Annotated in this window: 14 protein-coding genes; 8 read left to right on the forward strand and 6 right to left on the reverse strand. The window is 72.8% G+C overall.

From position 1 onward, the window contains the following. Positions 1–143: 143 nt before the first annotated feature. The 5 genes from TK50_RS29385 to TK50_RS29405 all read right to left on the reverse strand — a co-directional run bounded on the left by TK50_RS29385 (position 144) and on the right by TK50_RS29405 (position 6,616). A complete protein-coding gene (locus TK50_RS29385) occupies positions 144–2,702 on the reverse strand; it encodes an ABC transporter permease (protein ID WP_043968806.1) in 2,559 nt (852 codons plus the stop codon). After that, the gene (locus tag TK50_RS29390) at positions 2,702–3,475 is read right to left on the reverse strand and encodes an ABC transporter ATP-binding protein (RefSeq protein ID WP_043968807.1); all 774 of its coding nucleotides are present in this window, start codon (positions 3,473–3,475) and stop codon (positions 2,702–2,704) included. The genes TK50_RS29385 and TK50_RS29390 overlap by 1 nt, the downstream gene beginning before the upstream one ends. Positions 3,476–3,683: 208 nt before the next feature. Next, positions 3,684–4,373, reverse strand: coding sequence for a response regulator (locus TK50_RS29395; protein ID WP_043968808.1), 690 nt, complete (start codon positions 4,371–4,373; stop codon positions 3,684–3,686). A 52-nt stretch (positions 4,374–4,425) separates the two neighbouring features. Continuing rightward, entirely contained in the window at positions 4,426–5,622 is a 1,197-nt protein-coding gene (locus tag TK50_RS35530; RefSeq protein ID WP_043968810.1) for a sensor histidine kinase, read from the reverse strand. Positions 5,623–5,698: 76 nt separating this feature from the next. Further along, positions 5,699–6,616, reverse strand: a complete 918-nt coding sequence (locus tag TK50_RS29405; protein WP_043968812.1) for a RecB family exonuclease — start codon at positions 6,614–6,616, stop codon at positions 5,699–5,701. 87 nt (positions 6,617–6,703) lie between these two features. On the opposite strand from TK50_RS29405, the gene TK50_RS29410 reads away from it, so the two are divergent. Genes TK50_RS29410 through TK50_RS29420 form a run of 3 tightly spaced genes read left to right on the forward strand, consistent with a single transcriptional unit; the run spans position 6,704 to position 9,488 of the window. Continuing rightward, entirely contained in the window at positions 6,704–7,861 is a 1,158-nt protein-coding gene (locus TK50_RS29410) for a M50 family metallopeptidase (protein ID WP_043968813.1), read from the forward strand. After that, a complete protein-coding gene (locus tag TK50_RS29415; RefSeq protein WP_422119962.1) occupies positions 7,858–8,919 on the forward strand; it encodes a tRNA (adenine-N1)-methyltransferase in 1,062 nt (353 codons plus the stop codon). Before TK50_RS29410 ends, TK50_RS29415 begins: the two co-directional genes overlap by 4 nt. Next, positions 8,916–9,488 (forward strand): hypothetical protein, encoded by a 573-nt coding sequence (locus tag TK50_RS29420; protein ID WP_043968814.1) that lies wholly within the window; start codon positions 8,916–8,918, stop codon positions 9,486–9,488. Before TK50_RS29415 ends, TK50_RS29420 begins: the two co-directional genes overlap by 4 nt. Before the next feature lie 93 nt (positions 9,489–9,581). On the opposite strand, the gene TK50_RS29425 is transcribed toward TK50_RS29420, so the two are convergent. Then, positions 9,582–9,875, reverse strand: a complete 294-nt coding sequence (locus TK50_RS29425; RefSeq protein ID WP_043968816.1) for a ferredoxin — start codon at positions 9,873–9,875, stop codon at positions 9,582–9,584. 177 nt (positions 9,876–10,052) lie between these two features. Here TK50_RS29425 and arc point away from each other — a divergent pair, with 177 nt between their 5' ends. The 5 genes from arc (at position 10,053) to prcB (ending at position 15,283) form a co-directional block, all read left to right on the forward strand. After that, complete coding sequence (gene arc / locus TK50_RS29430) at positions 10,053–11,834, forward strand: proteasome ATPase (RefSeq protein WP_043968817.1); 1,782 nt, start codon at positions 10,053–10,055, stop codon at positions 11,832–11,834. Positions 11,835–12,009: 175 nt separating this feature from the next. After that, positions 12,010–13,527, forward strand: coding sequence for a depupylase/deamidase Dop (gene dop / locus TK50_RS29435; RefSeq protein ID WP_043968818.1), 1,518 nt, complete (start codon positions 12,010–12,012; stop codon positions 13,525–13,527). A gap of 107 nt (positions 13,528–13,634) precedes the next feature. Next, complete coding sequence (locus TK50_RS29440) at positions 13,635–13,850, forward strand: ubiquitin-like protein Pup (RefSeq protein WP_036375672.1); 216 nt, start codon at positions 13,635–13,637, stop codon at positions 13,848–13,850. A gap of 6 nt (positions 13,851–13,856) precedes the next feature. Next, positions 13,857–14,525: an endonuclease VII domain-containing protein gene (locus TK50_RS33285; protein ID WP_043968821.1), complete on the forward strand. Its 669-nt coding sequence runs from the start codon at positions 13,857–13,859 to the stop codon at positions 14,523–14,525. Further along, positions 14,444–15,283 (forward strand): proteasome subunit beta, encoded by an 840-nt coding sequence (gene prcB / locus TK50_RS29450; RefSeq protein WP_043968823.1) that lies wholly within the window; start codon positions 14,444–14,446, stop codon positions 15,281–15,283. Before TK50_RS33285 ends, prcB begins: the two co-directional genes overlap by 82 nt.

A 15,283-nucleotide genomic window follows, 5' to 3' on the forward strand; every position in this document is an offset into this window, starting at 1 on the left:
GGCGGGCCCGGCCCGCCGCCCGTCGCCTCGGTTCGTCGCCCGCCGCCTCGGCCCGCCGAGGGCGACCCGACCCGGTGCCCGGCGTCAAGAAGGGCCCCCTGCCAGGCCGAAGGCGTTGACAGGGGGCCCTTCCTTGCACCACGTCAGTCGTGGGCGATCGCGCCCAGGACGTTGATCCGGGCGGCGCGGACCGCCGGCAGCGCCGCCGCGACCACCCCGATCAGCGCGGCCAGGCCGAGGAAGATCCCCATCTGCGACCACGGCAGCACCAGGTCGGTGATCCCCTCGTCCTTCAGCGCCCGGACCACCGCCGCGCCGAGGCCGGTGCCGACCGCGACGCCGAGCAGCGCGCCGAACACGGAGATCACCACGGCCTCCACGGTGATCATCCGCATGGTCTGCGCCCGGCGCAGCCCGATCGCCCGCAGCAGCCCCAGCTCCCGGGTGCGTTCCAGCACCGACAGCGCCAGGGTGTTGACGATGCCCAGCACGGCGATCACGATGGCCAGCGCCAACAGGATCTGGATCATCGTGAGCAGGGTGTCGAAGCCGCTGGTCTGCTGCTCGATGTAGCTGGCCCGGTCGGCCACCGACACCTCCGGGTTGTCGGCCACCAGCGCGTCGAGCTGCGGCTGCACCTGCGACACCGGCGTGCCCGGGGTCAGCCGCACCAGGGCCGAGAACGGCTCCGGATTGGTGAACTCCGGCCCCGCCTGCCTGGGCAGGATGATCGACCCGATGGACCGCTCGTCGGGCAGCACCGCTGCCACCGTGTACGTGTGCGGCGACTCGCTCCGGGCGAACTGCGCGGTCAGCCGGTCACCCACCGACTTGCCCAGCTCCTTCGCCCCGGACACGCTCAGCGCCACCTGGTCCGGCTTGAGGGTGGCGGCCGTGCCCGACTGCGGCACGGTGCCGTAGATGCGGGCCATCGCGGCCAGGTCGGTCAGCGCCACCACGTACGTCCGGTCGCCGTCGACGATCGCGTTGTCGTTGTAGACGCCCAGCACCGCGTCCACCCCCGGCAGCGCGGCGGCCTTGTCCACCACCGACGCGTCGAACGTGGGCGGCCGGGGCCCCGTCTGCTCCCCGGAGATCACCAGCTGCGCGTCGACGGTGCGTGCCGCCGAGGCGGAGATGCTCGACTTCGCCGAGTCCAGGATCACCGTCACCCCGGTCACCAGGGCGATGCCGACCATCAGCGCGGCGGCGGTGATCGCCGTGCGGCGCGGGTTGCGCCCCGAGTTCAGCCGGCCCAGCCGGCCCGGCACCGACCAGGCGAACAAGGCTCCGAGCAGCGACACCACCGGGCGGCTGATCAGCGGGGTCAGCAGCGCCACCCCGATGAACGTGAACAGCACCCCGGCCAGGATCACCGTCAGCGTGGCCCCGCCCGCGTTGCCGGTCAGCCCGACCGCCAGCAGCCCGCCGCCGAGGGCGGTGACCACCGCCCCGGACACCGTGACCTTCGTCAGCGGCCGGTCCGGCGTGGCCACGTCCTGCATCGCCGCGATCGGCGGGATCCGCGCCGCCCGCAGCGCCGGCAGCAGCGCCGCGACGACCGTGATCAGCATGCCGACGGCGAACGCGCCGACCACCGCCTGCGGGGGCACCCCGATCCCGGCCAGCTCCAGCCCCCCGGCGAACCTGCCGAACGCCCAGGCCAGCAGCGCGCCCACCCCGACGCCCGCGCCCAGCCCGAGGACCGAGGCGACCAGGCCGATTGCGAGGGCCTCCAGCACCACCGAACCGATGATCTGCCGCCCGCTCGCGCCGATCGCCCGCATCAGCGCCAACTCCCGGGTCCGCTGCGCCACGATGATCGAGAACGTGTTGAGGATCAGGAACGTGCCCACCAGCAGCGCCACCGCGGCGAAGCCGAGCAGCACCTTGTTGAAGAACGACAGCCCCTCCTTCAGGCTGGCCGACGAGGCGGCGGAGAGCTCCTCGCCGGTCTTCACGTCAAAGCCGGCGCCCAGCGTGCGGGCCACGTCGTCGCGCACCGTCTCCGGGCGTACCCCGTCGGCGACCCGCACGGTCACGTTGTTGAACGTGCCGGGTGCGCCGAGCATCAGCCGCTGGGCGGCGGGCGTGGTGAACGCGACCTCGTTCGCGCCGCCGATGGTGTCCCGGCCGCTGCTGTAGCCGAAGACCCCCACCAGGGTGAACTCGCGCCGCTTCGACTCGAACGCGGTCAGCGCGCCGACCCGGTCACCCACCTTCACCTTCGCGGCCTTCGCCAGCGCCGCATTCACCGCGATCTCGTCGTCGGCCTGCGGGCCGCGCCCCTCGCGCAGCCGCACCAGGTCGGACTCGCCCGTCCAGTTCACGCCGAGCTGCGGCGGACCGAACGAGGTGACCACCTTGCCGTTGCTGCCGATCAGCCGGGCCCCGTCGGCGTTGACCAGGCCCGTGGCCGATGCCACCCCGGGCACCGCCCGCACCCGGTCCACCACGTCCGTGGGGAACGGCAGGGCCACCTGCTCGCCCTCACCCTCGCCCACCTCCAGCTTCGGCTTCGCGGCCACGTTGACGTCGACGCCGGCGAACGCGTCGGCGAACACCGCGTCGAAGGACCGGCCGAGGGTGTCGGTGAGCACGAACGCGCCGGAGACGAACATGACGCCGAGCACCACCGCCAGGCCGGACAGGACCAGGCGCACCTTGCGCGCCAGCAGGCTCTTCATGGTCGCCCGGAACATCAGTTGCCCACCTCGGTCGCGGCGGGGACGTCCAGCTTCTTCATCGTGTCCAGCACCGTGTCGGCCGTCGGCTCGATCAGCTCCGACACGATCTCCCCGTCGGCGAGGAACACCACCCGGTCGGCGTACGCGGCGGCCGTCGGGTCGTGGGTCACCATGACGATCGTCTGGCCGTGCTCGCGCACCGAGTTGCGCAGGAAGCTCAGCACCTCCGCGCCGGAGCGGGAGTCCAGGTTGCCCGTCGGCTCGTCGGCGAAGATCACCTCGGGGCGGGCGACCAGCGCCCGCGCGCACGCCACCCGCTGCTGCTGACCGCCGGAGAGCTGCGCCGGGCGGTGGTCGAGCCGGTCGCGCAACCCCACCGTCCCGATCACCACGTCGTACCAGGCCGGATCCGGCTTGCGCCCGGCGATCGACAACGGCAGCAGGATGTTCTCCTTCGCCGTCAGCGTCGGCAGCAGGTTGAACTGCTGGAAGATGAAGCCCACCTTGTCGCGGCGCAGCTTCGTCAGCCCCGCGTCGCCGAGCCCCGTCACCGTCGTGTCGCCGATCGCCACCGTGCCCCGGGTCACCGAGTCCAGGCCCGCCAGGCAGTGCATCAGCGTCGACTTGCCCGACCCCGACGGGCCCATGATCGCGGTGAACCTGCCCCGCTCGAACTCGGCGCTCACCCCCCGCAGCGCGACGACCTGCGCCTCGCCGCTGCCGTACACCTTCCACACGTCGCTTGCGCGGGCCGCGGCCTGCGCCTGGCGGCCTGTCGTCGCGGTCACGTCATCTACCTCTTCCGTCGGGTGGGCCGCACCGGCCCCCGCTGGCCCGGTGCGGGCATGTGCCCATCCTCAGGCCCCCGCGGCGCCGGACCCTCCGACTTCGGGCGGACCCACGGCGGATTTCCCGCTGCGGGTGGGCCCCGATGCCGGCTCAGGGTTGCCCCTGACCGCTACGCCGTGCCCGCGCCGCCCCCCGGCGACGGCCCGGCTACCCCCGGGGCCGCACCAGACCCGACTCGTACGCGAGCACCACGGCCTGCACCCGGTCGCGCAGCCCCAACTTCGTCAGCACGTGCCCGACGTGGGTCTTCACCGTCGTCTCGCTGACCGTCAACTCCCGGGCGATCTCCGCGTTGGACAGCCCCCGCGCCACCTGCACCAGCACCTCCCGCTCGCGCTCGGTGAGCGTGCTGAGCGCCCGCGGCGGCGTCGCTGCCGGATCAGGCAGCGAGTCGGCGAAGCGGTCCAGCAGCCGCTTGAGGATCCGTGGGGCGACCACCGCCTCCCCGGCGGCGACCGTGCGGATCGCGGTCACCAGGTCCTCCGCCGGCACGTCCTTGGCCAGGAAACCGCTGGCCCCGGCGCGCAACGCCCCCACCACGTACTCGTCGAGGTCGAACGTCGTCAGGATCAGCACCCGCACCGGCAGCCGGGCCTCGACGATGGCCCGGGTCGCGGCCACCCCGTCCATCCGGGGCATCCGGATGTCCATCAGCACCACGTCCGGCAGCAGCCGGCGGGACAGGTCCACCGCCTCCACGCCGTCGCCGGCCTCGGCCACGATGTCCAGCCCCTCCTCGGAGCCCAACACCATCCGGAACCCGGTGCGCAGCAGCGGCTGGTCGTCGGCGAGCAGGATCCGCACCGGCCGCGGCGGCGTCGCGCCCTCTTCGGTCATCTGGGGTCCCCCCGTCGCGCCGGCCCGGCCGGCTGGTCGTGACGCGGCCCGGTCACACCGGCACCGCCCCGAGCTGCTCCACCGGAATCCTCGCGTACACCCGGTAGCCGCCGCCGGGCCGGGCCCCGGTGCGCAGCGTCCCGCCGTAGAGACCCACCCGCTCCCGCATGCCCACCAGCCCGTGCCCGACCCGGACCGCGCCCGGCGCCGGCCCCCGACCGGTGTCGGTTACCTCCACCGCCAGGTACGCCGCGCCGAACGTCAACCGCACCACCGCCGTCGCCTCCCCGGCGTGCTTGAGGGCGTTGGTCAGGGCCTCCTGCACGATCCGGTAGACCGTCAACGCCACCCCCTCCTCCAACGACCCCGGCTCGCCCTCGACCCGCAACGTCACCGGCAGCCCCGCCTCGCGCACCTGCTCCACCAGCGGCTCGATGCCCGCCAGCCCCGGCTGCGGGGCCAGGTCGGCCGCCGGCTCCGCGTCGGTGCGCAGCACGTCCAGCAGCCGGCGCAGCTCCCGCAGCGTCGCCCGGCCGGTGTCCTCGATCGTGGCGATCGCCTCGTCGGCGGCGTCCGGGTCGCGGCGCAGCACCCGCCGGGCCCCGGTGGCGAGAACCCCCATCACGCTCACGTGGTGGGCCACCACGTCGTGCAGCTCCCGGGCGATGCGCCGCCGCTCGTCGGCCACCGCCTGCTCGGCCAGGGACCGCTGGTTCTGCTCGGCCACCCGGGCCCGCTCCCGCAGCGCCTCGGTGGAGGCGCGGCGGGCGTGCACCGCCCGGCCCACCGCGTACGCCACCACGGCGACGAGCAGGTTGTTGAGCACCAGGTAGGCCGGGCCCACCTCGAAGACCGTGTCGGCGATCGGGGCGAGGACGTTGACCGCCGCCACCGGCACCCACAGCACCACGGTGGCCAGCACCGCCGGGCGGGCCCGGTGGTGCGCCGCCATCGTGTACGTCAACGCCATGAAGGTGAGGCTCTGCGTGGTCGGGGCGTGCCCGAACACCACCGGCACCGCCAGGGTCGCCACGGCGGCGGCCACCGCCGGCCACGGCGCCGCCCGGCGCAGCGCCACCGGGGCGGCGCACAGCACGCTCCAGCCCAGCGCCGCCGGCAGCGGACCGGGCCGGAAGTCGACCGGGGTGAGCAGGACGAAGACGGCGTCCACCAGCACCACGGCGACGGCGAGCAGCGCGTCGGCGGCCAGCCGGTGGCGGCGCAGCCACGCCCTCAACCCTGCGGTCATACGGGAACGCTAGCCGCCGCCACACGCGATCGATCGTCGCCGACGGTGAACCCGGTCTCCTCCTCAGGGAGGACGCTCACTCGTCCGCGCCGGGCGGGCTGGGCCGCGACCGGGCGTCGACCAGCGGATCCGCCGAGGCGGCCGCCGCCGGGAACGGCGGCGGGGTCCCGCCGAAACTCGGGCACAGCGCCCGGTGGTTGCACCAGTCACACAGCCGGCTCGGCCGGGGCCGGAAATCCTGCCGCGCCGTCGCCGCCTCGATCGCCTGCCACAACGCCACCACGGTGCGCTCGAACCGCGCCAGCTCCTCCGCGTCGGGGGTGTAGTCGCAGACCTCCGCGTCCTTGAGGTAGAGCAGCCGAAGCACCCGCGGCACCACCCCGCGGGTGCGCCACAGCACCAGCGCGTAGAACTTCAGCTGGAACAACGCCCGCGCCTCGAACGCCTCCCGGGGCGCGCCGCCGGTCTTGTAGTCGACCACCCGCAGCGCCCCGTCGGGGGCCACGTCCAGACGGTCGAGATAACCCCGGATCAGCAGCTCGTCGTCGACCACCGCCGAGATCAACGCCTCCCGCTCGGCCGGCTCCAATCGGCGCGGGTCTTCCACCGCGAAGTAGCCCCCCAGCAGCCCGGACGCCGACCGCAGGAACTCCGCCGTGCCGTCGGGATCGTCGGCGTCGAACAGGGCCGCCAGCTCCGGCTGCTCGGTGACCAGCCGGTCCCACTGCGGGGCCACCAGGTCACCGGCCGCCTCCGGGGTGCGCCCGGCCGCCGGCAGGTCGAACAGCCGCTCCAGCACCGCGTGCACCAGCGTGCCCCGGGCCTGCTCCACGCTCGGCCGCTCGGGCAGCCGGTCGATGCTGCGGAACCGGTAGAGCAGCGGACACGTCTTGAAGTCGGCCGCCCGCGACGGCGACAGCGACGCCCGGACCGTCGCCGGCACCTCCGCCGTGGCCCGCGCCTGCTGCTGGTCGATCACCGGTTCCGCCGTCATGTCCGGAAGGTTAGGCCACCGGTCCGACAAGCCCACCGCGCCGCTCCGGCAGGTGCCCGTCGGCGGCGGGTCCGTAGCATCGGGACGATGGAGCAGCCGCAGACCGACCGACCGCCGCGCCGCCCCACCCGCCCCGGTCTCACCGTCGGCCGGGTCTTCGGCGTGCCCCTGCACCTCAACGGGTCGATGCTGCTGCTGGCCCTCCTGGTCACCGTGACCTACGCCGAGTTCGCCCGCCGCCAGCTCGACCTGTCCCAGCTCGGCGCGTACCTGATCGGCGTCGGGTTCGTCGTGTCGCTGCTCGGCTCGGTGCTGCTGCACGAGCTCGGCCACGCCCTCACCGCCCGCCGCTACGGCATCGGCGTGCGGGGCATCACCCTGGAGCTGCTCGGCGGATACACGGAGATGGACCGTGACGCCCCCAGCCCCCGCGTCGACCTGCTGGTGTCGCTGGCCGGCCCGGCCGTCTCCGCGGTGCTCGGCGCCGCCGCCGTCGCCGCCACCCTCGCGCTGCCCGACGGCACCCTGACCAACCAGCTCGCCTTCCAGCTCGCGGTCAGCAACGTCATCGTCGCGCTGTTCAACCTGCTGCCCGGCCTGCCGCTCGACGGCGGCCGGGCCCTGCGGGCCGCCGTGTGGGCGCTCACCCGCGACCGGCACACCGGCACGGAGGTCGCCGGCTGGGTCGGCCGGGCCGTCGCCGTCGGCACCGCCGCGGTGACGCTCGTGCTGACCGTCAACCGGCTGCTGGCGCCCCTGGCCCTGCCGCTGATGCTGCTCGTCGCGGTCACCCTGTGGCGCGGGGCGGGCCAGTCCATCCGGCTGGCCCGGATCAGCCGCCGGTTCCCGCTGATCGACCTGCGCCGACTGGCCCGCCCCGTCCTCGCCGTACCCACCGGCACACCGCTGGCCGAGGCGCAGCGCCGCCGCGCCGAGGGCGACCGCCCCGACGCCGCGCTCGCCGTCACCGACGGCGCCGGCCGGCCCGTCGCGCTCGTCGACCCGGTCGCCGCCGACGCCGTGCCGCCGGCCCGCCGGCCCTGGATCGCCGTCGACGCCGTCGCCCGCGCCCTCGCCGGCCTGCCCGTCCTGCCGGCCGGCCTCGACGGGGAACGGGTCATGGAGGCCGTGCGGACCCACCCGGGCGCACAGTACGTGGTGACGGCAGGCGAAGATGTCGTCGGCGTTCTGCACATCGCGGACCTGGCGCAGCTCCTGGAACCCAAACGGAAGATGAACACGTGACCGCACATCCCCCCACCCTCCCGGCCGACCCCGACGCGCCGGCGACCGCCGACACCGGGGCGTCGCCGCCCGTGCCGGCGGCCCACGGCAGCGACGCGCCGGGCCTCCGCCACGCCAGGGGGCCGTTCCGCCCCGGCGACCGGGTGCAGCTGACCGACCCGAAGGGGCGGATGCACACGGTCACCCTGGAGCACGGCAAGGAGTTCCACACCCACCGCGGGATCCTCGCCCACGACGCGCTGATCGGGCTGCCCGACGGCAGCGTGGTCACCACCTCCGGCGGCGGCACCGCGTTCCTCGCGCTGCGCCCCCTGCTGTCGGACTACGTCCTGTCCATGCCGCGCGGCGCCCAGGTGATCTACCCGAAGGACTCGGCGCAGATCGTCGCCATGGGCGACATCTTCCCCGGCGCGAAGGTCCTCGAGGCCGGCGCCGGCTCCGGCGCGCTGAGCTGCTCCCTGCTGCGGGCCGTCGGCACCACCGGCGAACTGCACTCCTACGAACTGCGCGACGACTTCGCCCAGATCGCCCGCCGCAACGTCGAGGCGTTCTTCCACGGCCCGCACCCGGCGTGGCGGCTGCACGTCGGCGACGTCGCCGACTGCGCGGAGACCGGCTTCGACCGGATCATCCTGGACATGCTCACCCCCTGGGAAGCCCTCGACATGGTCGAGCGGGCCCTCGTGCCCGGCGGGGTGTTCATCGGCTACGTCGCCACCACCCCCCAGCTGTCGGAGCTGGTGGAGGCGCTGCGCGAGCGCGGCGGCTGGACCGAGCCGCGCGCCTGGGAGTCCCTGGTGCGCGACTGGCACGCCGAAGGGCTCGCCGTGCGCCCCGACCACCGGATGATCGCGCACACCGCGTTCCTCGTCTCCGCCCGCCGGCTCGCCCCCGGCGTCACCGCCCCGCCCCGGCGGCGCAAACCCAGCAAGGGCGCCGAGGCGTACGCCGAACGCAAGCAGGCGCTGCGCGCGGCCGCCGAGGCCCGCCAGGCCGCCGCCGCCCAGGCCGCCGGGGCGCTGCCCGACACGGCGGAGGAGCGTGGGGTGGCCGAATGAGCCAGCCGGGCTTCGGCGGTCAGGACGTGCCGGCGGTCTTCCCCGACTGGTCGCCCTACCCCGACCTCGAATCGGCGGCGCGGGCCTACCTGCGGGACCCGGACGTCGCCCTGGAGGCCCTGGGCGGGGTGCTGCGCGGCGCGTCCGTGCTCGGCTTCACCCTCGAACGGTTCGTCAACGAGGTCAACGGCGTGTGGCAGGAGGTGGTGGTCTGCGACGGCAGCCGCCTCGTGCTCTGGCACGGCGAGGACGTGCCGCCGGGGGAGGGGCCGCCCGGCTCGATGACCTCGTCGCTGCGGGTGGTGCCGGTCTCCACCGTCACCGAGGTCGGCTGCCGGCGGCGGCTCACCCGCACCGACGACGGCCGGATCCGGGTCGACAGCATCGACGTCTACCTGCTGCTCACCTCGCTCGACGAGGCACCGCCCGGCGACGAGATCGGCGGGGTGCCCCGGCACGACGCGCTGCGCTTCGGCAAGACCCTCGACGACGGCGGGGCCGGGCAGATCGCCCGGCTGGAGGAGTTCGCCCGGACGGTCGCCGCCGTGGTGGGCCGGCCGCTGCTCTGAGCCCGGCCCGCCGGGCGCCACCGCCAGGGTCGCCCCGCCCGGGGCGGCCCGGCGGGTGCCCGGTCGGCGGTCGGTCGTCCGCGGCGTCCGGGCTCAGTCGTCCTCGGCGTCCGGGCCGGCGACCTCGACGCCGTCGCCCCGCACCACGTGGATGCACTCGCCCGGGCACTCCTTCGCCGAGTCGATCACCTCAAGGCGCAGGTGCTCGGGCACCCCCACCCGGCTGCCCGGGGCGAGCTGCAACTCGCCGTCGGCACCCTTGACGTAGGCCAGCCCGTCGACGTCGAACTCGAAGACCTCCGGCGCGTACTGCACGCACAGGCCGTCGCCCGTGCACAGATCCTGGTCCACCCAGACCTGCAACTGGTCGGTCGCGACCTCGCTCACCGGCGCACCCCCATGCTCTCCCGTCCCACGACACGACGGTACCCGAACGCCCCGACCCGCCCCCGCGGCCACCCTTGGCGATCAAGGTTCAGTGACGAGGGCGTTGCGTGGGACCGAATCGGCCTCATAGCGGCTAGTGTTAGGGCAGAACGTTCAAGCCCCCCGGGGAGGTGGGACGTGGCACGCAGCGACGACGCGGACTCGCGCGCCGCACGGTGGGAGAAGGAGGCCCACGATCTCTCCACGCAGGTCGCGTTCCTTCAAGAGGAACTCGCTCTGGTGCGGCGCAAGTTGACCGAAAGCCCCCGACACGTCCGGCAGCTCGAAGAGCGGCTGGCGGCCACCCAGGCACAGTTGGCGCGGCTGACCGAGAACAACGAACGGCTCGTGAGCACTCTCAAGGAGGCCCGAGCGCAGATCGTGACGCTCAAGGAGGAGATCGACCGCCTCGCGCAACCGCCGAGTGGCTACGGTGTCTTCCTGGCAGCGCACGAGGACGGCACGGTGGACGTGTTCACCGGTGGGCGCAAGCTCCGGGTGGCCGTCTCACCCTCGCTGGACGTCGCGGAGCTGCGACGTGGCCAGGAGGTCCTGCTCAACGACGCGCTCAACATCGTCGACGCGTTCGGCTTCGAGCGGGTCGGCGAGGTGGTGATGCTCAAGGAGATCCTCGCGGGTCCCGAGGGCGCTCCGGGCGACCGGGCGCTGGTGGTCTCGCACTCCGACGAGGAGCGCATCGTGCACCTCGCCGAGACCCTGATCGGCTCGCCGATCCGGGCCGGCGACTCGCTCATGATCGAGCCCCGCTCGGCGTACGCGTACGAGCGGATCCCGAAGAGCGAGGTCGAGGAGCTGGTCCTGGAGGAGGTGCCCGACGTCGACTACACCGACATCGGTGGCCTCCAGTCGCAGATCGAGCAGATCCGCGACGCGGTGGAGCTGCCCTTCCTGCACGCGGACCTGTTCCGTGAGCACCAGCTCCGCCCGCCCAAGGGCATCCTGCTCTACGGCCCGCCCGGCTGCGGCAAGACGCTCATCGCCAAGGCGGTGGCGAACTCGCTGGCCAAGAAGATCGCCGAGCGGCTCGGCAAGGAGAGGCACACCAGCTTCTTCCTCAACATCAAGGGCCCCGAGCTGCTCAACAAGTACGTCGGCGAAACCGAGCGGCACATCCGGTTGATCTTCCAGCGGGCCCGCGAGAAGGCCGGCGAGGGCACGCCGGTCATCGTGTTCTTCGACGAGATGGACTCCATCTTCCGCACCCGCGGCTCCGGCGTCTCCTCCGACGTGGAGAACACGATCGTCCCCCAGCTGCTCAGCGAGATCGACGGCGTGGAGGGGCTGGAGAACGTCATCGTCATCGGCGCCTCCAACCGGGAGGACATGATCGACCCGGCCATCCTGCGCCCCGGCCGGCTCGACGTGAAGATCAAGATCGAGCGGCCGGACGCCGAGGCGGCCAAGGACATCTTCTCCAAGTACATCCTCTCCGGGCTGCCGCTGCACCCGGACGACCTGGCCGAACACGGAGGCGACGCCCAGGCCACCGTCGCCGCCATGATCGACGCGGTCGTGCTGCGGATGTACTCCGAGACCGAGGAGAACCGCTTCCTCGAGGTGACCTACGCCAACGGCGACAAGGAAGTCCTCTACTTCAAGGACTTCAACTCCGGCGCGATGATCCAGAACATCGTCGACCGGGGCAAGAAGATGGCGATCAAGGAGTTCCTCACCTCCGGCCGCAAGGGCCTGCGCCTGCAGCACCTCCTCGACGCCTGCGTCGACGAGTTCCGCGAGAACGAGGACCTCCCCAACACCACCAACCCCGACGACTGGGCCCGCATCTCCGGCAAGAAGGGCGAACGGATCGTCTACATCCGCACGCTCGTCTCCGGCGGCAAGGGCACCGAGGCCGGCCGGTCGATCGAGACCGCCAGCAACACCGGCCAGTACCTGTAACCACCCCCGACGACACGACCGGGGCCCGCGACAGCGACGTCGCGGGCCCCGCCGCGTCCCCGCATCCGGCACGACACCGCCCCGCCGCGGCCGCCCGCCGCGCCCCCGCACCGCGCAACGCGGACTACGCTCGACGTGACGGGGGACCGGGTCGGCGAGCGAAGCGGGTAGGTTGATGAGCGTAAGACGGATCATGGGCACCGAGGTCGAGTACGGCATCTCCGTGCCCGGCCAGGCGGGGGCCAACCCGATGGTCACCTCCTCCCAGGTGGTCAACGCCTACGGGGCACGCCCCGAACTCAACCGGGGCGGCCGGGCCCGCTGGGACTACGAGGAGGAGTCGCCGCTGCGCGACGCCCGCGGCTTCACCTACTCCGGCGCCGCGTACGACCCCGCCGAGGCCCTCGCCGACGAGGACCTCGGGCTGGCCAACGTCATACTCACCAACGGCGCCCGCCTCTACGTCGACCACGCCCACCCCGAATACTCCACCCCCGAGGTCACCAACCCCCTCGACGTGGTGAAGTGGGACAAGGCCGGCGAGCGGGTGATGGCCGAGGCCGCCCGCCGGGCCGCCACCATCCCGGGCACCCAGCCCATCCACCTCTACAAGAACAACACCGACAACAAGGGCGCCAGCTACGGCGCGCACGAGAACTACCTGATGCGCCGGCAGACGCCGTTCGCCGACATCGTCGCCTACCTGACGCCGTTCTTCGTCACCCGGCAGATCGTCTGCGGCGCCGGCCGCGTCGGCATCGGCCAGGACGGCGGCGCCAGCGGCTTCCAGATCTCCCAGCGCGCCGACTTCTTCGAGGTCGAGGTCGGTCTGGAGACGACGCTCAAGCGGCCCATCATCAACACCCGCGACGAGCCGCACGCCGACGCCGACAAGTACCGCCGGCTGCACGTCATCATCGGCGACGCCAACCTGTCGGAGATCTCCACGTACCTCAAGGTCGGCACCACCGCCCTGATCCTCACCATGATCGAGCAGAAGGCCCTCGGGCCGGACCTGGGCATCGCCGACCCGGTGAGCGAGCTGCGCGCCGTCAGCCACGACCCGTCGCTGAAGCACCTGATGCGGCTGCGCGACGGGCGTCGGCTGACCGCCCTGGACGTGCAGTGGGCCTACTTCGAGCGGGTCAGCTCCTTCGTGGACGACCGGTACGGCGCCGACGTCGACGAGCAGACCGCCGACGTGCTCGACCGCTGGGAGAGCGTGCTCGACCGGCTCGGCCGCGACGCGTTCGAATGCGCCGACGAGCTGGACTGGGTGGCGAAGCTGCGGCTGCTGGAGGGCTACCGGGAGCGGGAGAAGCTCGGCTGGGGCTCGCACAAGCTCCAGTTGGTCGACCTCCAGTACTCCGACGTGCGGCCGGAGAAGGGCCTCTACCACCGCCTCGTGCAGCGCGGGTCGATGAAGACGCTGCTGACCGACGAGCAGACCCGCACGGCGATGACCGAGCCGCCGGAGGACACCCGGGCCTACTTCCGGGGCCGCTGCCTGGCCCAGTACGCCTCCGAGGTGGTCGCCGCGAGCTGGGACTCGGTGATCTTCGACGTGGGCCGGGAGTCGCTGGTGCGGGTGCCGATGATGGAGCCGGAGCGGGGCACCCGCAAGCACGTCGGTGCCCTGTTCGACCGGTGCGTCAGCGCGAAGGACCTGCTGGAGACGCTGACCGGCGGCTGACCCTGCCGTAGGCCCGAAAGCCCGCCCCGCGCCAAGCCGGCGCGCGGCGGGCTTTTCGTCGCCTCCGCGAGGTAAGTTCATCGGAGACGATCGTGGAGGAGGCAGCAATGGCCACTCGTGACAGCGGCGGGCAGTCGCAGTCGGGCAAGGCCCGGCAGGGCGAGGAGATCGAGGACGTCACCACCGAGGCGAACCCGGAGGTCGCCGAGCGGCACGCCGAGATCACCGAGGACGTCGACGACCTGCTCGACGAGATCGACTCCGTCCTGGAGGAGAACGCAGAAGAGTTCGTGAGGGGATACGTCCAGAAAGGGGGTGAATGACACTATATGTCCGATTTGCCCAGCGCATCGGACAAGAGGTGTCCCCAGTGTGAGCGCCTGCTGCCCACGACCGAGTTCCACCGCAACCGGCGGCGCGCGGACGGGCTGGCTTTCTACTGCAAGAGCTGCGCGGCGGCCCGCTCGGAGGCGAGCCGCCGCAAGCGCGGGATCAGCGCGCCGAAGAGGGCTCCGGTTCCGGTCCCCACCGGGCTGAAGTGGTGCCCCGACTGCGGAGACATCAAGCCGCTTGAGGACTTTCCGCGTACCAGGAAGGCCAGTGGGCGGCACTCGTACTGCAAACCGTGTCACAACGTCCGTGGCAGGGAAACGGTGCAGCGGCTCTACGGCGGCACCCGCGAATACCACCTCCGTCGCCGCTACGGGGTGGGGCAGAAGGAGTTCGACGAGCTCCTGGCCGAGCAGGGCGGGGTCTGCGCGATCTGCGGCGGCGCGGACCCGCAACATCTGGACCACGATCATCGCACCGGCTGGGTGCGCGGGATACTCTGCTTCAACTGCAACGGCGGTCTTGGCCAGTTCCGTGACAGTCCTACGAGACTGGCCAGGGCGATCACGTACCTGAGAGGAACCACGTGGCAGCGGGCTTTGATCCATCCGGGCGTCTACCAGATGCGTTCACCAACGCGGGGACGTCGTCCTTCACGTCTTTCCTGAGCAGGGTGGCCCCCGAGATGCTGCCCGGCCGTCGGCCGTTGCCGCCCGGCATGGCCGCCGACCTGGCGCCGCACGCGACCACCATCGTGGCCATCTCGGCCGCCGGTGGCGTGGTGATGGCGGGCGACCGACGGGCCACCATGGGCAACCTGATCGCCCAGCGGGACATCGAGAAGGTGCACCCGGCCGACGCGTACTCGCTGGTCGGCATCGCGGGCACCGCGGGCATCGGCATCGAGCTGATGCGACTGTTCCAGGTGGAGCTGGAGCACTACGAGAAGATCGAGGGCGCGATGCTCTCGCTCGACGGCAAGGCCAACCGGCTGGCGTCGATGATCCGGGGCAACCTGGGCGCGGCCATGCAGGGCCTCGCGGTGATCCCGCTGTTCGCCGGGTTCGACCTGGCCGCCGCCGACCCGGCGCGGGCCGGGCGGATCTTCAGCTTCGACGTCACCGGCGGCCCCTACGAGGAGACCGGCTACGACGCGATCGGCTCCGGTTCGATCTTCGCGCGATCGGCGTTGAAGAAGCGGTTCCGGGCGGGCCTGTCGGTCGACGACGCGGTGCGGCTCGCGGTGGAGGCGCTCTACGACGCGGCCGACGACGACACGGCCACCGGTGGCCCGGACCTGACCCGCCGGATCTACCCGGTGGTGATGACGGCGACGGCGGAGGGCACGCACCGGCTCACCGACGCCGAGACGGCCGCGATCGCCGAGGCCGTGGTGGCCGGCCGGATGGAGAACCCGGGCGGCTGA

Source organism: Micromonospora haikouensis (assembly GCF_000876225.1).
GTDB lineage: Bacteria > Actinomycetota > Actinomycetes > Mycobacteriales > Micromonosporaceae > Micromonospora > Micromonospora haikouensis.